18 protein-coding genes are annotated in these 22,395 nt (G+C 68.8%); 9 read left to right on the top strand and 9 right to left on the bottom strand.

Features of this window, described 5'->3' with window-relative positions; translation table 11 throughout:
- Positions 1-47: 47 nt before the first annotated feature.
- Entirely contained in the window at positions 48-479 is a 432-nt protein-coding gene (locus DMH03_RS16580; RefSeq protein ID WP_125786920.1) for a DUF3052 domain-containing protein, read from the bottom strand.
- A 402-nt stretch (positions 480-881) separates the two neighbouring features.
- Here DMH03_RS16580 and aceE point away from each other — a divergent pair, with 402 nt between their 5' ends.
- Together aceE and DMH03_RS16570 are read left to right on the top strand one after the other, a co-directional pair.
- Positions 882-3,677, top strand: a complete 2,796-nt coding sequence (gene aceE, locus DMH03_RS16575) for a pyruvate dehydrogenase (acetyl-transferring), homodimeric type (protein ID WP_125792821.1) — start codon at positions 882-884, stop codon at positions 3,675-3,677.
- Between the two features lie 115 nt (positions 3,678-3,792).
- Complete coding sequence (locus DMH03_RS16570) at positions 3,793-5,004, top strand: alpha-hydroxy acid oxidase (RefSeq protein ID WP_125792820.1); 1,212 nt, start codon at positions 3,793-3,795, stop codon at positions 5,002-5,004.
- A 74-nt stretch (positions 5,005-5,078) separates the two neighbouring features.
- Here the strand turns inward: DMH03_RS16570 and DMH03_RS16565 are convergent, their stop codons facing one another.
- Together DMH03_RS16565 and DMH03_RS16560 are read right to left on the bottom strand one after the other, a co-directional pair.
- Entirely contained in the window at positions 5,079-5,717 is a 639-nt protein-coding gene (locus DMH03_RS16565) for a nicotinamide mononucleotide transporter family protein (protein ID WP_125792819.1), read from the bottom strand.
- Positions 5,718-5,943: 226 nt separating this feature from the next.
- Positions 5,944-6,681, bottom strand: coding sequence for a hypothetical protein (locus tag DMH03_RS16560; protein WP_125792818.1), 738 nt, complete (start codon positions 6,679-6,681; stop codon positions 5,944-5,946).
- Positions 6,682-7,008: 327 nt separating this feature from the next.
- Between DMH03_RS16560 and DMH03_RS16555 the strand changes: the two genes are divergently transcribed.
- Positions 7,009-8,223: a CdaR family transcriptional regulator gene (locus tag DMH03_RS16555; RefSeq protein WP_125786411.1), complete on the top strand. Its 1,215-nt coding sequence runs from the start codon at positions 7,009-7,011 to the stop codon at positions 8,221-8,223.
- 181 nt (positions 8,224-8,404) lie between these two features.
- On the opposite strand, the gene DMH03_RS16550 is transcribed toward DMH03_RS16555, so the two are convergent.
- Complete coding sequence (locus DMH03_RS16550) at positions 8,405-8,974, bottom strand: DinB family protein (RefSeq protein WP_125792817.1); 570 nt, start codon at positions 8,972-8,974, stop codon at positions 8,405-8,407.
- Positions 8,975-9,173: 199 nt separating this feature from the next.
- Between DMH03_RS16550 and DMH03_RS16545 the strand changes: the two genes are divergently transcribed.
- The 4 genes from DMH03_RS16545 (at position 9,174) to DMH03_RS16530 (ending at position 12,685) form a co-directional block, all read left to right on the top strand.
- Positions 9,174-10,100, top strand: a complete 927-nt coding sequence (locus tag DMH03_RS16545; protein ID WP_255431242.1) for an ACP S-malonyltransferase — start codon at positions 9,174-9,176, stop codon at positions 10,098-10,100.
- A complete protein-coding gene (locus DMH03_RS16540; RefSeq protein ID WP_125792815.1) occupies positions 10,097-11,080 on the top strand; it encodes a beta-ketoacyl-ACP synthase III in 984 nt (327 codons plus the stop codon). Before DMH03_RS16545 ends, DMH03_RS16540 begins: the two co-directional genes overlap by 4 nt.
- A 68-nt stretch (positions 11,081-11,148) precedes the next feature.
- A complete protein-coding gene (locus tag DMH03_RS16535) occupies positions 11,149-11,394 on the top strand; it encodes an acyl carrier protein (RefSeq protein WP_004559006.1) in 246 nt (81 codons plus the stop codon).
- Between the two features lie 40 nt (positions 11,395-11,434).
- The gene (locus tag DMH03_RS16530; RefSeq protein ID WP_125792814.1) at positions 11,435-12,685 is read left to right on the top strand and encodes a beta-ketoacyl synthase; all 1,251 of its coding nucleotides are present in this window, start codon (positions 11,435-11,437) and stop codon (positions 12,683-12,685) included.
- A gap of 282 nt (positions 12,686-12,967) precedes the next feature.
- On the opposite strand, the gene DMH03_RS16525 is transcribed toward DMH03_RS16530, so the two are convergent.
- The 4 genes from DMH03_RS16525 to DMH03_RS16510 all read right to left on the bottom strand — a co-directional run bounded on the left by DMH03_RS16525 (position 12,968) and on the right by DMH03_RS16510 (position 18,229).
- Positions 12,968-15,328 (bottom strand): cation-translocating P-type ATPase, encoded by a 2,361-nt coding sequence (locus tag DMH03_RS16525; RefSeq protein ID WP_199748888.1) that lies wholly within the window; start codon positions 15,326-15,328, stop codon positions 12,968-12,970.
- 65 nt (positions 15,329-15,393) lie between these two features.
- Positions 15,394-15,987 (bottom strand): hypothetical protein, encoded by a 594-nt coding sequence (locus tag DMH03_RS16520; protein WP_125792813.1) that lies wholly within the window; start codon positions 15,985-15,987, stop codon positions 15,394-15,396.
- Between the two features lie 42 nt (positions 15,988-16,029).
- Positions 16,030-16,533 carry a DUF3145 domain-containing protein gene (locus DMH03_RS16515; RefSeq protein ID WP_091599164.1) on the bottom strand — a complete coding sequence of 168 codons (504 nt, stop codon included), beginning with the start codon at positions 16,531-16,533 and terminating at the stop codon, positions 16,030-16,032.
- A 223-nt stretch (positions 16,534-16,756) separates the two neighbouring features.
- Positions 16,757-18,229 carry a S8 family peptidase gene (locus tag DMH03_RS16510; protein WP_125792812.1) on the bottom strand — a complete coding sequence of 491 codons (1,473 nt, stop codon included), beginning with the start codon at positions 18,227-18,229 and terminating at the stop codon, positions 16,757-16,759.
- A 193-nt stretch (positions 18,230-18,422) separates the two neighbouring features.
- Here DMH03_RS16510 and DMH03_RS16505 point away from each other — a divergent pair, with 193 nt between their 5' ends.
- On the top strand, positions 18,423-19,874 hold the full coding sequence (locus tag DMH03_RS16505) for a hypothetical protein (protein ID WP_233611524.1): 1,452 nt from the start codon (positions 18,423-18,425) through the stop codon (positions 19,872-19,874).
- 161 nt (positions 19,875-20,035) lie between these two features.
- Here DMH03_RS16505 and DMH03_RS16500 read toward each other — a convergent pair whose 3' ends face one another.
- Positions 20,036-21,409 (bottom strand): NAD(P)/FAD-dependent oxidoreductase, encoded by a 1,374-nt coding sequence (locus DMH03_RS16500; RefSeq protein ID WP_199748887.1) that lies wholly within the window; start codon positions 21,407-21,409, stop codon positions 20,036-20,038.
- 157 nt (positions 21,410-21,566) lie between these two features.
- Between DMH03_RS16500 and DMH03_RS16495 the strand changes: the two genes are divergently transcribed.
- Positions 21,567-22,295 carry a histone-like nucleoid-structuring protein Lsr2 gene (locus DMH03_RS16495; RefSeq protein ID WP_125792810.1) on the top strand — a complete coding sequence of 243 codons (729 nt, stop codon included), beginning with the start codon at positions 21,567-21,569 and terminating at the stop codon, positions 22,293-22,295.
- Positions 22,296-22,395: the final 100 nt, after the last annotated feature.

Genomic DNA, 22,395 nt, shown 5'->3' with positions numbered 1-22,395 from the left:
GGGCCTGCGACGACAACCCTATCGTGTCGCTCGCGCGGCTCCTGAGGTCACCGCTTGGTCTTCGACGACTTCGGCGACACCAGCCGGGTTCCCGCCCACTTGGGGCCGGCGCTGATGTTGGCCGTCTGCGCCAATCCCACCTGCGGCACCGCTTCGGCGATCTCGCTCGGCTGGACGTGTCCTGGCTGCCCCGTCTTCGGGGTCAGCACCCAGATCACGCCGTTCTCGTTCAAGGGGGTCCGGACCTCGATCAGCGTGTCGCCGAGATCACCGTCGTCTTCGCGCCACCACAGCAGCACCACGTCGATGACCTCGTCGGCGTCCTCGTCGAGGATGTCGCCGCCGATCTGCTCCTCGATCGCCGCACGAAGATCGTCATCGACGTCCTCGTCCCAGCCGATCTCCTGGACCACCATGTCCGGCTTGATCCCAAGCCTTTCGGCGACGCTGTTCTGATCAGCGTCTCCCGCGGCGACCACTGCTGTCACTCCTCCAACTACGACGGAGCGTGGTGTCGCCACGGCCGGATCGACCGGGCGGGCACCACACTCGGGTACACGATGCCCGTTAGCGAACACTGGTGAGGCGCTGCGCGCAACCGTCCACACCGGATCTTGAACAACTCGTGTCGCAGCGTACGGGCATTCGGACCAGTCGGGCGAGGTCAATTCAGGCGTGCCTGGGCGCCTCCGAACGCCCTGCTCTAGGGTGGGAGAGAAAACGCGCGCGCGAATACAGGCGCGTGCGAGGCGTGTCGCAATCGGGTCCGCGAACGTTACCGATCAGTAGCGGTGACGAGAACGGAACCGGAGGACGACGATGGAAGGCGAACACGCCCGCGTACGAGCACAACCAGCTACCACCTTTTGCAAGGAGACCCCTTGGCCCCGCAGAACGACGGCGCCTCCGGCAAGGAGACCCCGGCACGCGTCCGCGTCATCCGTGACGGCTTGGCGGCGCACCTGCCCGACATCGACCCGGAGGAGACCGCCGAATGGCTGGACTCCTTCGACGAGGCGCTGGCCAGGGGTGGTCAGCAGCGCGCCAGGTACCTGATGCTGCGCATCCTCGAGCGGGCCAGGGAACGCCACGTCGGCGTTCCGGCGCTGACGTCGACGGACTACGTCAACACCATCCCCACCGAGAACGAACCCTGGTTCCCCGGTGACGAGGAGATCGAGCGCCGCTACCGCGCCTACATCCGGTGGAACGCCGCGATCATGGTGCACCGCGCGCAGCGTCCTGGCGTGGGTGTCGGCGGGCACATCTCGACCTACGGCTCGTCCGCGGCGCTGTACGAAGTGGGCTTCAACCACTTCTTCCGCGGCAAGGACCACTCGGGCGGCGGCGACCAGATCTTCATCCAGGGACACGCCTCCCCCGGCATCTACGCCCGCGCGTTCCTCGAGGGCAGGCTGAGCGAGAACCAGCTGGACGGGTTCCGCCAGGAGTACTCGCACGCCGGCGAGGGCGGCGGCCTGCCGTCGTACCCGCACCCGCGGCTGATGCCGGAGTTCTGGGAGAACCCGACCGTGTCCATGGGCCTCGGCCCGATGAACGCGATCTACCAGGCGCGGTTCAACCGCTACCTGCGCGATCGCGGCATCAAGGACACCAGCGACCAGCACGTCTGGGCGTTCCTCGGCGACGGCGAGATGGACGAGCCGGAATCGCGCGGCCTCATCCACGTGGCCGCCGGCGAAGGCCTCGACAACCTGACCTTCGTGATCAACTGCAACCTGCAGCGGCTCGACGGTCCGGTGCGCGGCAACGGCAAGATCATCCAGGAGCTGGAGTCGTACTTCCGCGGCGCCGGCTGGAACGTCATCAAGGTCATCTGGGGCCGCGAGTGGGACTCGCTGCTGCACGCCGACCGTGACGGCGCGCTGGTCAACCTGATGAACACCACGCCGGACGGCGACTTCCAGACCTACAAGGCCAACGACGGCGCCTTCGTCCGCGAGCACTTCTTCGGCCGCGACCCGCGGACCAAGGAGCTCGTCAAGGACCTCACCGACGCCGACGTCTGGAACCTCAAGCGTGGCGGCCACGACTACCGCAAGGTCTACGCGGCCTACAAGTCGTCGCTGGAGCACCACGGCCAGCCGACGGTGATCCTGGCCCACACCATCAAGGGTTACGGCCTCGGGCCGTCCTTCGAGGGCCGCAACGCCACGCACCAGATGAAGAAGCTCACCCTCGACGACCTCAAGCTGTTCCGGGACGCCCAGCGCATCCCGATCAGCGACGAGGAACTCGAGCGCGACCCGAAGCTCCCGCCGTACTACCACCCCGGCAAGGAATCGCCGGAGATCGAGTACATGGTCGGCCGCCGCAAGGCGCTCGGCGGGTTCCTGCCGGAGCGTCGCCCGAAGGCCTCGAAGGCTCTCGTGCTGCCCGGCGACAAGGTCTACGAAGGCATCCGCAAGGGCTCGGGCAAGCAGGAGGTCGCCACCACGATGGCGTTCGTCCGGCTCGTCCGCGAGCTGGCGAAGGACTCCGAGATCGGCAAGCGGATCGTGCCGATCATCCCGGACGAGGCACGCACCTTCGGCCTCGACTCGATGTTCCCGACGGCCAAGATCTACAACCCGCACGGCCAGACCTACACGTCGGTCGACGCGAGCCTGATGCTGGCCTACAAGGAGTCCGAAAAGGGCGTCATCCTGCACGAGGGCATCAACGAGGCGGGGTCCACCGCGTCGTTCACCGCCGTCGGCACCTCGTACGCCACGCACGGCGAGCCGATGATCCCGATCTACATCTTCTACTCGATGTTCGGGTTCCAGCGGACCGGTGACGGCCTCTACGCGGCGGCGGACCAGATGGCCCGCGGGTTCGTGCTCGGCGCCACCGCCGGCCGCACCACGCTGACCGGTGAGGGCCTGCAGCACGCCGACGGGCATTCGCTGCTGCTGGCGGCGACCAACCCGGCCGTCGTGGCCTACGACGCGGCTTGGTCGTTCGAGATCGCCCACATCGTGCGGGACGGTCTGCGCCGGATGTACGGCGAGACCGGGCCGGACGGCAACGGCGAGAACATCTTCTACTACATGACGATCTACAACGAGCCCTACCAGCAGCCCGCCGAGCCCGAGAACCTCGACGTCGACGGCCTGCTGAAGGGTCTGTACCGCTACGCCGACGCCCCGTCGGGCGACGGTCCGGAGGCACAGATCCTGGTGTCCGGCGTCACCATGCCGGACGCTCTTCGCGCGCAGAAGATGCTCGCCGAGGAGTGGGGCGTACGCGCGGCCGTGTGGTCGGCGACGTCGTGGACCGAGCTGCGGCGTGAAGCCGTCGAGGTCGACCACGACAACCTGCTCCACCCGGGCGACTCCCCGCGTGTGCCGTACATCACGCAGAAGCTGTCCGGCGCGAACGGGCCGGTCGTCGCGGTTTCGGACTGGATGCGCGCCGTACCGGACCTCATCCGCCCGTGGGTGCCGAACGACATGCTGACGCTGGGCACCGACGGGTTCGGGTTCTCCGACACCCGCCCGGCCGCCCGGCGGAAGTTCCTGGTCGACGCCCAGTCGATCGTGGTCGGCACGCTGAGCGCGCTCGCCAAGCGCGGCGAGTTCGACCGGGCGAAGGTGGCCGAGGCGGCGCGGAAGTACCGCCTCGACGACGTGGCCGCCGCGGGTCCGCAGTTGTCGGACTCCGGCAGCGCCTAGCAACGCCATGAACGGTCCGTTCCTTGCGAAATTTGCAAGGAACGGACCGTTCATTGCGTCCGGGACCGGACGAGCTAGGCTGAGACATCGGATGTTTGTGGAGAGGTGAGTGAGTGTGACCAAGCGTCGACTGCCGAAGCCGAGTGAGCTGAAGCAGATCCTGCGGCCGAAGCCGATCGTGCTCAACCCCACCGAACGGCGACTGGCGGGCGCGCACACGATCGCCGACCTGCGGATGCTCGCCCGCAAGCGGACGCCGCGGGCGGCGTTCGACTACACCGACGGCGCCGCGGAGCTGGAGGACAGCCTCCGCCGTGCCCGGCAAGCCTTCCGCAGCGTCGAATTCCACCCCAACGTCCTGCGCGGGGTGTCCGATGTGGACACCGGCAAAGAGATCCTCGGCAAGCGTTCGGAGCTGCCGTTCGCCTTCGCGCCGACCGGGTTCACGCGCATGATGAACCATGAGGGCGAGTCCGCGGTGGCCCGCGTCGCCCAGCGCAACGGTATCCCGATGGGCCTGTCGACGATGGCGACGACGTCGATCGAAGACCTCGCGGCGGCCGCCCCGGAGGCCCGCAAGTGGTTCCAGCTCTATGTCTGGCGCGACCACAAAGCAGGCGAAGATCTGATGAATCGCGCCTGGGCCGCCGGATTCGACACGCTCATGCTGACGGTGGACACCCCGGTCGCGGGCGCGCGGCTGCGCGACGTCCGCAACGGGCTGACCATCCCGCCCGCGCTCACCCTCAAGACGTTCGTCGACGGCGCGATGCATCCGGCGTGGTGGTTCAACCTGCTGACCACCGAGCCGCTGACCTTCGCGTCGCTGAGCCAGTTCGACGGCACGGTCGCCGAACTGCTCAACCAGCTCTTCGACCCGACCCTGAACTTCGACGACCTCGACTGGGTCCGCCAGACCTGGCCGGGCAAGCTCGTGGTCAAGGGGATCCAGAACGTCGACGACGCGCGTGACGTGGTCAAGCACGGCGCGGACGCGGTGCTGCTGTCCAACCATGGCGGCCGTCAGCTCGACCGCGCGCCGACCCCGATCGAACTGCTGCCCGCCGTGCTCGGCGAGATCCAGGGCGACGCGGAGGTGTGGGTCGACACCGGCATCCTCTCCGGTGGCGACATCGTGGCCGCGATCGCGCGTGGCGCCGACGCGGTGCTCATCGGGCGCGCGTTCCTCTACGGCCTGATGGCCGGGGGCGAGCGCGGTGTTCAGCGGTGCGTGGACATCCTGCGTGCCGAGATGGTCCGGACGATGCAGCTGCTGGGCGTGCGCACCCTCGCCGACCTCAAGCCGTCGCACGCCACCATGCGCTGACCCGCACGCGTTTCGTCCTCTGGATGCGGTGGTTCGCGTCGCCAACTACCGCATTCAGAGGACGAAACGCGGGGTCAGGCGGCCGTGGAGACCCCGGCCGGCGCCGTACGGACCTGCTTCGCCGTGCGGTTCCAGCTCCACCAGCCGTGCACGACCAAGCCGGCGAACACGATGTAGACCGCGGCTGAGAAGTACAGGCCCGAGGAGAGCTGCAGCGGTACGCCGATCGCGTCGACGACCAGCCACACCAGCCAGAACTCGACGAGACCCGCGCCCTGCGCGGCGAAGGCGACCAGCGTGCCGACGAAGATCGCGGCGTCCGGCCATGGCGCCCACGAGGCGTTCAGCGCGTCGAGGACCAGCGCCATCGCGGTGGTGCCGATCGCGAACGCGCCGATCATCGCCAGCCGCTCGCCGAGACGGCCCTTGCGGACGACGACGCCGTAGACCGGGTCGCTGCGGCGGGACCAGGCCCACCAGCCGTAGATCGAGATGACGAGGATCGCGATCTGCCTGGTGGCGAGCCCGCCGAGATGCGCGGAGAGGTAGACCGAAAAGAGCAGCACGGTGGCGCCGACCTGGACCGGCCACGTCCACAGCGTGCGGCGTTGCGCCAGGAAGACCACGGCCAGCGCGAAGATCTGCCCCGCCAGTTCGGCGAAGGAGATCCACTGTCCGAGCACCGTGACACCGTTGTGCAGCAGGAACTCCACGTCCGCACCCCTCTCCGTCTCCCGCTCCAACATGCTCCGTCGCGACGCCATTCCCCAGCGAGTGTGAGGTGCGGAACAGGGAGACGGCTCGAGAGACGCTGAGGCGGAGTAGCCGGGGACCCGCGGGACACGAAAAGGGCCCTTCACCGCGTGCTCCGCGGCGACGGGCCCTCATCGACTCCACGCGGGCCCGGTGCCTTCCTCGATCACCGGGCCCGCGGGATGCTCAGGAATCTACGCGACCGATGCCCACAGGCGAAGTCGGCGGCTCCGAACGGACCTCTTGCTTGCCGGCGCCCGGCTCCAACTGGCCCTGCAGATTGGCCAGCCAGCCCTGCCAGCGCTCCTGCGCGGGCTTGATCAGGCCGCCGCCGAAGCCGACGACGATGACGCCGCCGATGGTGGCGAGAACGGCCACCAGGATCGGCCCGGTGATCGCCGTCGCGATGTTCACCTGGCCGAGCGCGGCGATGATGCCGAACGCCATGATCATCCAGTAAGCGATCGTGCCGAGCAGCCGTCCCGCCGGCCGGGTGGAGAGCGCTCCGGTCACCAGGTCGCGGACGACCTTCGCGACGGCGGCCGCGACGATCACCAGCACCAGCGCCACCAGGATCCGCGGCAGGAACGCGATGATGTCGTTGAGCAGCGCGCTGACCGGATTGCTCTCACCGAATACGCCGAACGCGAGTTGCAGCGCGATCAGGAGAATGAAGTAGTACACGAGTTTGACGAGGATTCCGCCCGCGTCGACATTCGCCTGTTTGAGCGTTCCGGTGAGTCCGGTCTTCTCGATGAGCTTGCCGAATCCGATCTTCGACAGAACCAGTCCCAATGCCTTCGACAAGGCTTTCGCGATCAACCAGCCGATGAACAGGATGACCAGGAAACCGACCAACTTCGGCACGAAGGTGGCGACAAGGTTCCATGCTTGTCCCAGACCGTCTTTCAGCTGCTCGCCCACGGCGAACTCCCTCCTCTGCGCATCCGCGACCTACCCGGTGCGGCTTGCGAGGGATCGTTGATCACCGGCACCGCACCGGCAACTCGGCGACCCACGATCGAGTGAGTGAGCTAGCGGGAAAAGATCCACAAGTCGCATACTTGTCCTACCGGTGGGGACCGGGGAGACGAGGCCGTCCGGCGCAGCGAAAAACGCTAGCGCCGGGCGGCCTCGAGTATTTTACGAACTCTTTTCGCAATTCATCGCCGTCTGTCCACTTAGGACCAGAGCGGCGAAGGACCGCAGGATGAAGGCCACCTTTGCCCGGCGGACTAGGATCGGCTGACCATGGCTGATGCGACCTCCGGACGGCAAGTGCCCAAGCACCACGGGCTGTCCGTCAAGACCCTCCGGCGGCTCGAGCACGCCTCCGGCCGGCTCGCGAGCGCGAGCGTGGCGGTGATGGAAGAGCGGCTGAGCTGGTTCAACCGTCTTCCCGCCGACCAGCGCGCGAGTGTCCTGCTGATCACCCAGGCGGGTGCCGCCGGTTTCGTCGATTGGCTCCGCGACGCGAAGGAGGCGCTCTCCCTCACTACCGAGGCGTTCCGCGAAGCACCCGCCGAACTTTCCCGCTGGGTGAGCCTGCGGCAGGCGGTCGGCATGGTGCGCCTGGCGATCGAGGTGTTCGAGGAGCAGCTGCCGGAGTTCGCCGCGAACGAGGCGGAACGCGCCGCGCTGATCGAGGGGATCCTGCGCTACGGCAGGGAGATCGCGTTCGCCGCCGCCAACTCCTACGCGGCAGCCGCCGAGGCCCGCGGCGCCTGGGACGCGCGGCTGGAGGCCTTGGTCGTCGACGGCATCGTCCGCGGCGACGCCGAGGAAGCGGTGCTCTCCCGCGCCGCGGCGCTCGGCTGGGATCCCGCCGCGCCCGCCACCGCGCTGGTCGGCACCCCGACGTCGGACGACCCGCCCGCCGTCGTGTTCGAGGTCCGCAGCCGCGCCGCCAGGGTCGGGCGTCCGGTGCTGCTTTCGGTGCAGGGGTCCCGGCTGGTCGTGGTCGTCGCCGGTCCCACCGACGGCAGCGTCAAGGACCGCGAAATCCTCACGAAGCTCTCGGTCGCGTTCGCCGAAGGCCCGGTCGTCGCCGGGCCGACCGTGCCCACCCTCGCCGAAGCACACCACAGTGCGACCGAGGCGCTCTCGGGCCTGCGAGCGGTCGTCGGCTGGCCAGGCGCGCCACGGCCCGCGAGATCGATCGACCTGCTGCCGGAACGCGCGTTGTCCGGCGATCCCGAAGCCGAACGCCTGCTCGTCGAGCAGATCGCCCGGCCGCTGGAGGAAGCAGGCCCGGCACTGCTGCGGACGGTGGAGACGTACCTCGACAGCGGCGGCGTCCTGGAGACCTGCGCGCGGACGCTGTTCGTCCACCCGAACACCGTCCGGTACCGGCTGCGGAAGGCCGCCGAACTCACCGGCCGCCACGCCGCCGAATCGCGCGACGCCTGGGTGCTGAAGGTGGCATTGACCGTCGGGCGGCTGGCTCGCGCTCGTGGGCTCTGGTAGCCAGGGGCCGTGGTCGCGGCCCCGCCCGCCGACGCCATGACCCACCCGGCAACGCCATGAAAGGTCCTTTCCTTGCAAAATTTGCAAGGAAAGGACCTTTCATGGCGTCGGGAAGGTGTGAAGGTCGAGTTTCCTTCACGCGCCGCCTGCGTGAACGCTGGTGCAGCTGAAGCTCATACGGTCAGGCCGTGGCCGACTCGGCAGCCTTGGCCGCCCGCTCGATTTCCGCCCGCCGGTTCTCCCAGAAGGCCGCGTCCTGCCGGGTCGTCTCGACCTCGCCGTCCACTTGCTCGCGCAGGATGTCTGCGTGCCCGGCGTGCCTGCTGGTCTCCGTGAGCATGTGGACCAGGACGTTGAACAGCAGCACGTCAGGACGTGGCCACCAGGGCACGTGGCCGGGCGAGTCGACGGCGAGAGCGGCGATGGTCGCGTCGGAGTGTTCCCAGACGCGCCGGTAGCGGCCGGCGATCTCCTCGCGAGTTTCGTGTTCGGTCGCCCACAGGTCGGTACCGCGTTGCTCGAGATCGTCCCATCGGGGGACGGGCTCGGGGAACGGCCGATCGAAGACCTCGCCGAAGTACCGGGCCTCCCAGACCGACAAGTGCTTGACGAGACCGAGCAGGTTGGTCCCCGTCGTGGTCAGCGGACGACGGATGTCGTACTCGGACAACCCGTCGAGCTTCCGGAGCAGCACCTCACGGATCTCCCGCAGTTCGCCGTGCAGGTACTCCTTCGCGAAATCGTCGATCATGAGCACGAGCATGCACCAACCGGCCGGTGACTCTGCGCAGTGACGGACTTCATAGGGAAAGCTGGTTGAACCCGACAAGGCTTTTGGGTTAAGCGCAGAGATCAGGATGGCACTTTTGGAGGGTTCCCACAATTACGTCGGCCGGACTTGGTGAGCGTCGGCATCACGACCATGGTGGCCGAGAGTGTTCTCTAGTGGGGTGACAGTCGCAGTCCTCGCCCCCGGTCAGGGTTCCCAAGCCCCAGGCATGCTCTCCCCTTGGCTCGAGCTCGACGGTGCCCGCGCGCGCGTCGAAGCCTGGTCCGAGCGGGCCGGTCTCGACCTGGTCCGTCTCGGCACCGAAGCCGACGCCGAGGAGATCCAGGACACCGCGATCACGCAGCCGCTGATCGTGGCGCTGTCGCTGCTGGCGTTCGAGCACCTTCAGCGTGAGGCCCCGGTCGCCGCGGACTCGCCGATCGCCGGTCACTCCGTCGGCGAGCTGGCGGCCGCCGCCATCGCCGGGGTGCTGACCCCCGAAGACGCCGTCGCACTGGCCGCCGTCCGCGGCGCGGAAATGGCGAAGGCGTGCGCGCTGGAGCCCACGAGCATGGCCGCGGTCATGCTCGGCGACCCGGAGCAGGTCGTCGCGTGGCTCGACGGGCACGGCCTCGCCGCGGCGAACCGCAACGGCGCCGGCCAGATCGTCGCCTCCGGCGCCGCCGACGCGATCGAGAAGATCGTGGCCGAGCCGATGGAGGGCACCAAGGTCCGGGCGCTCAAGGTCGCGGGCGCGTTCCACACCTCCTACATGGCACCCGCGCGTGAAGCGCTGGCCGCCCACGCTGCGAAGATCACCCCGGCGGACCCGACGCGTCCGCTGCTGTCGAACGCCGACGGCCAGGTCGTCACCAGCGGGGCCGAGTACCTCGACCGGCTGGTCAAGCAGGTCACGAACCCGGTGCGCTGGGATCTGACCATGGACGGTCTGGTCTCCGCGGGTGTCACCTCGACGCTCGAACTTCCGCCGGCGGGCACGCTGACCGGGCTGGTCAAGCGGCAGCTCAAGGGAACCGTGACCACCACGATCGCTCTGAAGACACCCGCCGAGCTGGCGAAGCTTCAGGGGCAGGAGGACGCTTCGTGACCGACCGATCCACCTTGCGGCAGGCGCCGGGCGCCGCCGGGACCCGCATCCTCGGTGTCGGGAGCTTCCAGCCCGAGAAGATCGTGACCAACGACGATCTCTCGAAGATCATGGACACCAACGACCAGTGGATCCGCGATCGGGTCGGCATCGTCGAGCGCCGGTTCGCCGAAAAGGACGAGTCGCTGGTCGACATGGCGGTCAAGGCAGGCACCGCCGCGCTGGCGGACGCCGGGGTGGATCCGTCCGAAGTGGACACGGTCATCCTGCCGAACTGCACGATGCCGACGCAGATCCCGAACGCCGCCGCGCAGGTGGCCGACCGGATCGGCATCACGCATCCGGCCGCGTTCGATCTCAACGCCGCCTGCGCCGGGTTCTGTTACGGCATCGGCGTCGCCTCGGACCTCATCCGGGCGGGCACCGCGAAGAAAGCGCTCGTCATCGGCGCCGAGAAGCTCACCGACCACGTCGACCCGGTCGACCGCGCGAACGCGATCATCTTCGCCGACGGAGCGGGCGCGGCGGTGGTCGGCGCGGCCGACACCCCGCAGATCGGCCCGGTCGCCTGGGGCAGCGCCGGCGAGCACGTCGACCTCATCTACATGCGCGACGACAAGTGGATCTACCAGGAGGGCCAGTCGGTCTTCCGCTGGGCGACCACGCAGATCGCGCCGATCGCCTTGCACGCGCTGGAACTGGCCGGGCTCGAACCGTCCGATGTGGACGTGCTCATCCCGCATCAGGCCAACCTGCGTATCGTCGAAGCCATCGCCAAGAAGCTGCGTGCCAAGGGCGCCCGCGAGGACATGGTCGTGGCCGACGACATCAAGTACTCGGGCAACACCTCGTCCGCGTCGATTCCACTGGCGCTGGACCACATGCGCAAGGCAGGCACCGTGAAACAGGGCGACGTCGTACTCGCCGTGGGCTTCGGTGCCGGACTCTCCTACGCGGGCCAGGCCTTCATCTGCCCGTGATGAATACTTCCCTTGTGGACACCGTGTCCGCAGGGCAGCCGAAAGCATCACCGAGAAGGGAACAACCAGTGGCAGACAACGCAGAGATCCTCGCCGGCCTCGCCGAGATCGTCGAAGAGGTCGCCGGTGTGGCGCAGGACGACGTGACCGCCGAGAAGTCCTTCGTGGACGACCTCGACATCGACTCGCTGTCCATGGTGGAGATCGCTGTTCAGGCCGAGGACAAGTTCGGCGTCAAGATCCCGGACGACGAGCTCGCGAACCTGAAGACCGTTGGCGACGCGGTGAACTACGTGTCGGCCAACTCCAAGTAAGTCCGACTTCTTGATTGGCGCCGACCTTGGGGAGACTCCAATGAGCAACATCGACGTCGTGATCACCGGGATGGGCGCGACCACGCCGCTCGGCGGGGACGTCGCGTCCACGTGGGACGGCCTGCTCGCCGGGGCGAGCGGGATCCGCCGCATCGAAGCCGACTGGGTCGACGAACTCGAACTGCCGGTCAAGATCGGCGCCATGCTCGCCGTCGACCCGTCCGAAGTCCTGCCGCGGGTCCAGGCCCGGCGGCTGGACCGCTGTGAGCAGGTGGCGCTCATCGCCGCCCGGCAGGCTTGGGCGGACGCGGGCTTCGAGCAGCCGACCGACGAGCATCAGGATGTGGAACCCGAGCGCCTCGGGGTGACCATCGGTACCGGTGTCGGCGGTCCGGTCACCCTGATCTCCCAGAACGACCTTCTGCACAAGCAGGGACTCCGCAAGGTCTCCCCGCTGACCGTGCCGATGCTGATGCCGAACGGCCCCGCCGCGCACGTCGGGATCGACCTGAAGGCGCGTGCCGGTGTGCACTCGCCCGCTTCGGCCTGCGCGTCGGGCGCGGAAGGCATCGCCGCCGGCTACGAGATGATCCGCTCGGGCCGGGCCGACGTCGTGGTCGCCGGTGGTGCCGAATCGTGCATCCACCCGATCACCCTCGCCGGTTTCGCGCAGGCGCGGACGGTGTCCACCCGCAACGACGACCCGACCAAGGCGTCCAGGCCGTTCGACGTGAACCGTGACGGTTTCGTCCTCGGCGAGGGCTCCGGCGTCGTCATCCTGGAGCGGGCGGACCGCGCCAAGGCCCGCAACGCGCGGATCTACGCGCAGCTCAGCGGGTACGGGATCACCTCGGACGCCTACCACATCACGGGCAACCACCCGGAGGGCGTCGGCCAGATCGCCGCCATGCGGCAGGCGATGACGATGGCCGGGGTCTCCCCGACCGACGTCGGCCACGTCAACGCGCACGCGACCTCCACGGTCGTCGGCGACGTCGGCGAGGCCGCGGCGATCCGCAACGCCGTCGGCGACCACGTCGTGGTGACCGCTCCCAAGGGCGCGCTCGGCCACCTGGTCGGCGGTGCGGGCGCGGTCGAGGGCATCGCCACGATCCTGGCGATCTACCACGGGCTCATCCCGGCGACACTGAACCTCGAGGACCTGGACCCGAAGGTGCAGCTCGACGTCGTCTCCGGCGAGGCACGCAAGGTCGAGCTGGGCGCGGCGATCAGCAACTCGTTCGGCTTCGGCGGGCACAACACGGCTCTGCTGTTCACTCCGGCGGCCTGACGGTCGCTCGCAAGTACGTGAAGGCCCCCTTCACTGCGTCTAGCGCAGTGAAGGGGGCCTTCACGTACTTCGGGCGTGGCTGAGCGGTGGGCGAGGGTCAAAGCTGCAATGAAGGGGCCTTTCATAGCAAATTTTGCTATGAAAGGCCCCTTCATTGCAGAGCCAGGCCGGGTCGCGCGGTCGCGGGGTCGCCGCCTCCGGTTGCTATGAACGGTCCGTTACTTGCAAATTTTGCAAGTAACGGACCGTTCATAGCATTCGCCGGGTGTGTCACAGGGACCCTCAGGCCTCTGAGCGCTTGACCAGATGCCTCCCGATCCACCAGGCCGCTTCCACCAGCACGATCCCCACCCCGGCACAGGCGAACGCCGACAGCGTGTACGCGCTCACGCTCGGGTCCAGCGCGAAGAACTTCTGCGTGAACGGGATCAGGAACAACGCGAGCGTCAGCACGACCATCCCGCCGATCAGCAGGATCTTCCACCACCGGTACGGCCGGGCGACGATCCCGAGCACCCACAGCGCGATCGTGATGAGGGTGATCAGCGCGGTCGTCCCCGCCTGGATCTTGTCCAGTTCGGACTGTCCGGATCCCTTGTACACCAGCAGGTAGCTCACGAAGGTCGCGGTGGCGATGACCAGCCCGGCCGGGACGGCCATCCGCATCACCCTGCCGACGAAGCCGCTGCGGGCGCGTTCGTTGTTCGGCGCCAGCGAAAGCACGAAGGCGGGCAGGCCGATCGTGAACCACGCGGTGATGGTGATGTGCCGCGGCAGGAACGGGAACGGCACCTGCGCGATGCCGACCATCAGCGCCAGCAGCACCGAGTACACCGTCTTGGTGAGGAACAGGTTCGAGACGCGCTCGATGTTGCCGATCACGCGCCGCCCCTCGGCGACGACGTGCGGCAGGGTGGCGAACTTGTCGTCCAGGAGCACGATCTGCGCGACCGCGCGGGTGGCGGGGCTGCCTGCACCCATCGCGACACCGATGTCCGCGTCCTTCAGCGCGAGGACGTCGTTGACGCCGTCGCCGGTCATCGCGACGGTGTGGCCCTTCGACTGCAGGGCACCGACCATCGCGCGTTTCTGCAACGGGGTCACACGGCCGAAGACGGCGCGTTCCTCCAGGGTGTCGGCCAGCTTTTCGGCGTCGTCCGGGAGCTTTCGCGCGTCGACGGGTTTGTCCGCCCCCGGCAGGTCCAGGGTGCCCGCGACGGCGCCCACCGAAATGGCGTTGTCGCCGGAGATGACCTTGACCGCGACGTCCTGGTGCGCGAAGAAGTCCAGAGTGTCCTTGGCGTCCGGGCGGACCTTCTGCTCCAGCACCACGAGCGCGACCGGTTCGATGTCTCCGGGTCCCTCAGCAGCGTCGACGGCGCGCTCCGCACGGCCCAGCAACAGGACACGCAGGCCGCGAGAACCGATCTTCTCGGCCTCCGCCCGGTGCTCCCCCTCCGGCAGCAGGACGTCGGCCGCGCCGAGCACCCAGTCGCCGTCGCCGTTGAACGACGCGCCGCTCCACTTGCGCGCGGAGGAGAACGGCATTGTCGTGGAAACCCGCCAGCCCGGATCGGTCCGGTGCGCCTCCGCGATCGCCTGCAGGCTCGCGTTCGGCCGGGGATCGGCGGCGGCGAGCGCGGCCAGCGCGGCGTCCACCGGATGGCCCGGCGTGATCTCCCGGACCTCGGAAAGCCGCATCGCGTTCTCGGTGAGCGTGCCGGTCTTGTCCGCGCACACCACGTCGACCCTGGCGAGGCCCTCGATCGCCGGGAGTTCCTGCACCAGGCACTGGCGCTTGCCGAGCCGGATGACGCCGACCGCCAGCGCGACGCTGGTCATCAGCACCAGTCCTTCGGGCACCATCGGCACGAGCGCCGCGACCATGCCGCGCAGCGCGTCCGGCCACGCCTGGTCGCCCGCGAGCTGGTTGTAGATGGTCAGCGCGCCCGCCGGGACGAGCAGGTACGTGATGAACTTGAGGATCTTGTCGATGCCCTGCCGCAGTTCCGACTTCACCAGGGTGAACTTGCTGGCCTCCGCGGCCAGTTTCGCCGCGTAGGACTCGTCGCCGATGACGTCCGCGCGGTAGGTGCCGCTGCCCGCGACGACGAAGCTGCCGGACAGCACCTTGTCGCCGGGCTGTTTGACCACCGGATCGGATTCACCGGTCAGCAGCGACTCGTCGACCTCCAGCGCGTCGGCCGTCAGCGTCGGGCCGTCGACGACGATCTTGTCGCCGGGTCCCAGTTCGACGAGGTCGCCGAGCACGACGTCTTCCGGGGCGATCTCGGCGCTCTGCCCGTCACGGCGGACCGTCGGCTTCGCCTGCCCGACGATGGCGAGCCGCTCCAAGGTCCGTTTCGCCCGGAGTTCCTGGATGATGCCGACCGCGCTGTTGACGATGATCAACCCGCCGAACAACCCGTCGATGAAGTACCCCGTCGACAGGATGAGCACGAACAGCACGCCGTAGATCGCGTTGATCCGGGTGAAGACGTTCGCGCGGATGATCTCGCCGGTGGTCCGGCTGGTCTTCGTCGAGACGACGTTGGTCTGGCCCGCGGCCACCCGCCGGGCGACCTCTTCGCTGGTGAGCCCCCTCGAGGCGTCGGTCAGCAGGGCCGGCTGATCTATTGCCATGCCCGCGACTCTATTCCGCCCGGTCCCCGCCCGCGTCAGCCTGCGGGACCATGTCACCCCTTACTTCAGCATCTTTCGTGTTCGGGGTTGGTTCCGCCTTCGGTGGTGTCGACGCGCCACGACCCGCTCTCCAGCCGCAGCGGCAGCACCAGCCGCCAGCGGATGCACGCCTCCGGCAGGTACACCGGAGCGTCCTCGACGTCCTGCGTACTGGTGAAGGCGACGAGTACCCGGAGCGTGTTCGGCGCGCCCGGCTCGATGCGGTAAACGAGGATGCTGCCGTCCCGAGTGGACTGATAGTCCTTCTTCCACTCCGCCGCGGTCTTGGTCTTCGCCCGTTCGCGGGTGACCACCGAAGTCCACTTCGGATAGTCGCGTTCGTTGATGGAGTCGAAATATCCCTGCAGCACCTGCCGGACGCTTTGGTACTGCGGATGCGCGAAAACGTCGGGAGTCACCTCGACGGCCGGCGAGCCAGGCTGCTCCTCCGGGGCGACCGACGTCGGCGAGTCGCTGACGACCGGTTCGGTGGGCGCGGCTTCCGGGCGCAGGTAGAGATCGCGTGCCAGCAGCCCGATGCCAACGGTCAGGGAGACCACGACCACGATGACGGGGATCAGCCACCGCTGGCGAGAGAAGGGGCGAGGCTGGGCGGTCACCCTGAAAGGTTAGCCGCCCGCCTCTTCCGTCTTCACCGGCGTCTACCCGACTTGGTGCAGCCAGGTGACCGGGGCACCGTCGCCGGCGTGCCGGTACGGTTCGAGCGCTTCGTCCCAGTTGGCGGCGAGGAGCTCGTCGAGCTTGTGCGCCAACGATTCGCCGGTGCGGACCTTGCTCACGAGAGCGCGCAACTGGTCCTCACCCACGACGATGTCGCCGTTGGCACTGGTCCTGCCGTGCCACAGGCCGAGACCCGGGGCGAAACAGAACCTCTCGCCGTCGACCCCCGCACTGGGCTCTTCGGTGACTTCGAACCTGATCATCGGCCACGCCTTGAGCGCGGACGCCAGCTTTCCGCCGGTGCCCGAAGGCGCACGCCAACCACATTCGGCGCGGAGCTGTCCTGGACTGGCGGGCTGCGCCGTCCACTTCAACTCGACTCGGGCACCCAGGGTGCCCGAAATAGCCCACTCGACGTGCGGACACACCGCAGACGGCGACGAGTGGACGTACACCACGCCACGGGTGTTGCCACGGGTGCTCACTGCTGACCTCCGCTACTCGACGAGGGGCGTCTTCCCCTACGACCTCGCGAGCTGCGCTGGTCAGGTGGCTCGTGCCGCCTCCCGGTACGCGTGAGCACATTGTGCACCCCAACTGTGCTGTTTGGCCACATGAACACCATAAGTCGCACCTGATTGGGACGCGTGACTCACGTGAAGGCCCCCTTCACTGGGCTCAGCCGCGTGAAGGGGACCTTCACGCGGGTTAACCCTGGGCGCCCAGGGACTTCGCCGCGGCGAAGGTGTCCACCAGGCCGGTGCCCTTGTCGAAGCTCGACGTGTACGGCCCGGCCGCCACGTACGGCGAGCCGTTGGCGAACTTGTACGCCGTGCCCTTGATCGCGGCCTCGATGTCACCCGGGGTCGCGGACGGCGCGACCTGGAACAGCTGCGCGACGATGCCGGCGATCTGCGGCGCCGCCATCGAAGTCCCGCTGATCACGTTGTAGGTGGCGAGGTCCAGGAGTCCAGGGCCGTTCTTGGGTTGCAGGCCCTGCGTGCAGATCGGCTGCGTGGGACGGCAGGACGAGAGGATGTTCTCCCCCGGCGCGGAGACGTCGGGCCAGCTCGCCTGGGCGGTCTTGAGACCGCGCGAGGAGAAGTCGGACACCGTGCCGTCGCGGGTGCCGGTCCCCTGGTCGTTGAACGACGCCGCGGAAAGCACGCCCGGCGTCTGGTCCTGCCCCGGCGGATTGGAGAGGTTCGCCGAACCGTCACCGCCGTCGTTCCCGTTCGCCCACACCGTGACGACGCCTTCCGCGGCGAGCGCGCGTTGCAGCTTCACGGTCGCCGAGTTCGGGTCGAAGGTGCCGCCGCCGCTGGGACCGTAGGAGTTGTTGGTCACCTTGATCGGCGGGCAGACCGACGCCGCGACACCCGCACCGCAGGGTGCCTTGTGGTTCTCCAGCACCCAGTTCAGCGCCGCGTCCGTGCCGAGCACGAGCAACGCCGCCCCGGTCGAGACCGAGACGATCTTCGAACCCGGCGCCGAGCCGCCGACCTTGGTGCCGTCGGTCAGCGTCAGCTGGTTCCCGGCGGCGATGCCGGTGACGTGCGTGCCGTGCCCGCCAAGGGCGAGGGTGTCGGTGTCGACGGAGGTCGGGACGTCGACGATGCAGTTCGTCGCCGTGCCGTCGAGACAGAGACTCTTGAGGTTGCGCACCACCCGTGTCTTGCCGTCGGCGCCCTTGAACGCCGGATGGGTCGGGTCGACGCCGGTGTCGATGATCGCGACGGAGACGCCCCTGCCGTCCACGGGAGCACCGCCGGCGTCCTTGAGCTGCGCCTGCGTCTGGAGGCTCCGCGTCGCCGTGGTGCCGGGGCTGCCGTGCGCCTTGAGCTTCTCGTTGCCTTCGACGTAGGTGACCCCGGCGGCTTTGCGCACCGCGCGCACCTGGTCGGCGGTGCCCCGGACGGCGACGACGCCGATCTTCCCGAACGAGGTGATCTTCGTGAGTCCGGCCGAGCGGGTCGCGCGTTCGGCGGTGGCGACGTCGCCGGCGTGCACGAGCGCGGTCACCCCCGTGGCGCCGGTGACGGCGGAGAGCAGGCGGGACAGTCCGGGGGCGACGGGGGCGAGCGGTCCCGCGGCCTGCGCGGGGACCATCCCCGCGGCCGGGACCGCTAGCAGGGCGACCACGAGCGCTGCGCGTCGACGCCAAGGACGAGATACGGCCATTGCGTTTCTCCTGGTGACAGGGGGCAAGGAACTGTCACCTACCAACGAGTACCACCCGGACGGGTGACGGTGCTCACGCGCATTACAACTTTTCGGAGCAACATCACCGCGCCCACCTGCGACGTGTCTTCCCGTTGCTCCGGATGGAGGCGCTAGTTTGTGCAGCGAGACCGACGAGATGGGGAGGGGTTCGGTGCGACTCGTTCGCCTCGCTCAACAGCCGTCCCGGGTGGCCGAGGACGTCCGCGCCGCGCTGGCTTCACTCGGCCGGGGCAGCAACGTCGTCGGCGGGGTCGCCCTCGTCGGCGCCAGCCCGGTCGACGGGCGGCCCGTGGAGGCCGTCGTCGTCATGCCGAAGGGCATCCTCATCGTCATCGGCGTCGACCTGCCGGACCCGGCGTTGAAACTCGAAGCCCCGCTCGGCGGACCGTGGAAGGCCGACGGCTGGCCGCTGGTCCACGGCGACACCTCGATCAACCCGGCCACGGACGCGCTCTCGCTGTCCGCCGCGTGCACCCACAAGATCGCGGACGTCGCCCCCGGCGCCGGGCCGATCGGCACGATCATCGCCGTCGGCCCCTATGTGGAGACGGTCGACCAACCCGCCGCGGATCTCGCCGGCTCGGTCCGCGTCCTGTACCCGACGGCGACGACGATGCTCGCCGCGACGGTCTCGCTGGCCACCGCGCCCCGTCCCCGCTCGGTCCAGCAGGCGCGGGAGCTGATCGCCGCGCTCGCCCCGGACGCGCCGCCGATGCCCGAGGAGATGTTGCTCGGCGAGGGGTTCAGCGCCTACTCCGACGACGAGCCGACGGTGATCCGCGAGAACCCGCTCGTCGCCATCGCCCCGACCGTTCCGGTGCAGCATCCGGGGAAGGCGAAAAGACCGGCGAAACCGGCCGTTCCCCCCATCAAGCCCGTGCAGGCCGCCCCGCCCGTTCAGCCTGTTCAGCAGGCCGTCGCCGCGAAGCCCGCTCCTCCGGCTCGGCAAACCCCGCCACCGGCGGCGGCTCCCACTGAGCCGTCCTCGAAGAAGTCGCACCAGTCCAAGACGGTGAAGTGGCTTCCGGTCGCCGCTATCGGCCTGCTCATCGTGCTGCTGGTCGCGGCCATCAGCGTGGCCTCCGGCGGTGACGACACGGCGTCCACGCAGACTCCCCCGCCGCCGACCCCGGCCACCAGCCCTCCGCCGCCGAGCAGCAGCGCGGTGGAGAACATCCAGTTCACCTCGCGGGCGTCGGCCGCGGATCAGAAATGCGCGTCGCACGCGTACGGCGACGTCCAGTCGAGCCTTCAGCAGACGAGTTGCGCGGGGGTGAAACGGGCCAGTTTCGCCAGTTCCATCGACGGCCGGGCCGCCGCGGTGACGATCGCCGTCGTGGAATTCCCGAACACCGAGCAGGCGACCGCGTTCAAGGCCGCCGCCGACACCCCCGGCGGTGGCGGCATCCTCGACCTCGCCACCGAGACCAACCAGTGGCAGGGCGACGTCCCGGTGTTCGAGGGCGCCGCATACCAGAGCAGCCTTGACGGGAAATCGGTCCGGCTGGTCCAGGTGGTGTGGGTGCCGGGACCGTCCACTGCGGACGATCCCGGCCTGGTCCGCGGCGCGAAGGCCGCGCTCGAACTGCCGGTGAACGGCTAGGGCGTGTCCGGTAAGTCATGTTCGATGGGCTTCGTGATCCAGGTGGTTCCTGACGGTGCGAGCGGATCGCCCTCGTACCGGGTCGTACTCGGCCGCATCCGCCCGTGCCGTCAGGAACCGCCTGGGCGCGAAGACCGCGGACATGACTTACCGGACACGGCCTAAAGCCCGTATGCCTCCAGCAGGCGCAGCCACACCTCGCTGATCGTGGGGAACGACGGGACCGCGTGCCACAGCCTCGACAGCGGGACCTCCCCGACGATCGCGATGGTCGCCGAGTGCAGCAGTTCGGACACGTCCTGCCCGACGAAGGTCGCGCCGAGGAGGACACCGCGTTCGGTGTCGACGACGATCCGCGCCTTGCCCGCGTAACCGTCCGCGTGCAGCGATGAACCGGCGACCGCGATGTCGATGTCGACGACGCGGTGCGGCTTGCCCTCCTCGGGTCCGGCGAGTCCGACCGAAGCGACCTCCGGGTCGGTGAAGACGACCTGCGGGATGGCGTGGTGATCGGCCGTGGCGCTGTGCGCGCTCCAGGCCGCGGAATCGACCGGCTTGCCCGCCGCCTGCGCGGCCACGGAGTCCCCGGCGGCCCTGGCCGCGTACTTGCCCTGATGGGTCAGCGGTGCCCGGCCGGTGACATCCCCGACGGCGAACAGCCAGTCACCGTCCACAGCGGACACACGGCCGTTGTCGTCCGTCTCGAGCGGCGCGCCCGCTTCGAGCCCGATCGACTCGACGCCGAGTCCGTCGGTCGCCGGGCGGCGGCCAGTGGCGACGAGGAGTTCGTCGACGACCAACCGGTCGCCGCCCTTCAACGCCAATTGCTTGCCACCGTCCACTGCGGACACGGAGTCGATGCCGGAGCCGGTGTGCACGGTGACCCCGGCTTCGCGGAGTCCGGCGATGACCGCGTCACCCGCGAACTCCGGCAGCCGCGGCAAGGGACGCGCCCCTGAGATGATCAGGTGGACTTCGGCGCCGAGGGTGGCGAAGGCCTGCGCCATTTCGACTCCGACCACACCGCCGCCCAGTACGCCGAGACGGCCCGGAACCTTCTCCGCCGAAGTCGCCTCTCGCGAACCCCACGGGGAAACGGTGTCCAGCCCGGGGATCGACGGCGTCCGCGGGACACTGCCCGTGGCGACGATCACGGCGTGCCGCGCGGTCAGCACGTCGCCGCCGTCGACGGTGACCTCCCGCTCACCGGTGATCCGGCCGTGCCCGCGGATCGGGACGATCCCGACGCCTTCGGCCCACTTGACCTGTCCGGTGTCGTCGCCCTTGCCGGTGAACCAGTCCCGGCGCGCGAACACCTCGACCGGGTCGACCGCATCGCCCACCGGGACGCCGGGGACCCGCTTGGCGGCGGCGAGGAGGTTCCCCGGCCGTAGCAGCGCCTTGCTCGGAATGCAGGCCCAGTAAGAACATTCGCCGCCGAAGCGCTCGTGTTCGACGAGCGCGACCCGCAGTCCGCCGCGTGCTGCCCGTTCGGCGGCGACCTCGCCGACGGGGCCGCCTCCGATCACGATCACGTCAAAAGTCTGTGCTGACATGCATTCAGCGCACACCACCGCGCAGCTTCGCGCAACCTGCCGCTATCCTCGTGTCGCTGCGTGAGTCATCAGCCGCGGGTTCAGGTTGCACCGTGCCGGTTACGCAGTAGAACGATCGAGCGCGGGAGGTTTTTTCATGGCCAGGAACACTGCTGTGCATTTGCTGGATGATCTGACCGGCGAGGCGGCCGAAGAAACGGTCGCTTTCGGTTTGGACGGAATCGCTTACGACATCGACCTTTCGGCCGACAACGCCACCGCACTCCGGGAAATCCTGCGTGCCTATGTGGAAAACGGCCGACGGATCGGTGGACGGAAACTGCGGCCGCGGGTCGTGCAGCGACCCAAGGGCGCACGGGTGTCGAAGCCGACCCCGAAGACCACGGCCACCGCCGCGAAGGCCGAGGCGAAGTCGGCCGGGTCGCCGGGCCGCAAGCCCGCCGCGAAGGGTGTCGCCGGCCGCAAGCCCGCCGCCGCCAAGGCCGCTCCCAAGACCGCCGCCGCGAAGACCACCGCCGTCAAGGCGGAGGCCAAGGCTCCGGCCAGGACCACCGCGAAAGCCACCGCTGCCAAGGCGAAGGCGACCCGCGGCGCGACGGCGAAGGCCACCGCGACCAAGGCTCCGGCCGGTCGCGCGAAGACCGCCGCCGCGACCAAGACCACGGCCAAGGCAGCGCCGAAGGCCGCGGCCAAGACGACCGCCGCGAAGGCCGCACCGAAGGCAGCTGCCGCGAAGACGACGGCCGCCAAGGCCGCGCCGAAGGCCGCCGCCAAGACGCCGGTGAAGAAGGCCGCGGAGCCGAAGAAGACCACTCGCGCCGCCCGCAAGGTGCCGGCCGTGACATTCTCGGCGACCGAAAAGTAGTTCCGCCAAAAGCAAATGGCCCCCTTCGCGTAATTGAGCGAAGGGGGCCATTTGTGTCGAGTCTCGTGAGTGGTAAGTGTCGTTCTAACGACACTTACCA

Origin of the sequence: Amycolatopsis sp. WAC 01376, from assembly GCF_003947415.1 — a bacterium.
GTDB lineage: Bacteria > Actinomycetota > Actinomycetes > Mycobacteriales > Pseudonocardiaceae > Amycolatopsis.
The sequence above is the reverse complement of the archived record's forward strand: the minus strand, read 5'-3'. Positions and strand labels throughout refer to the sequence as shown.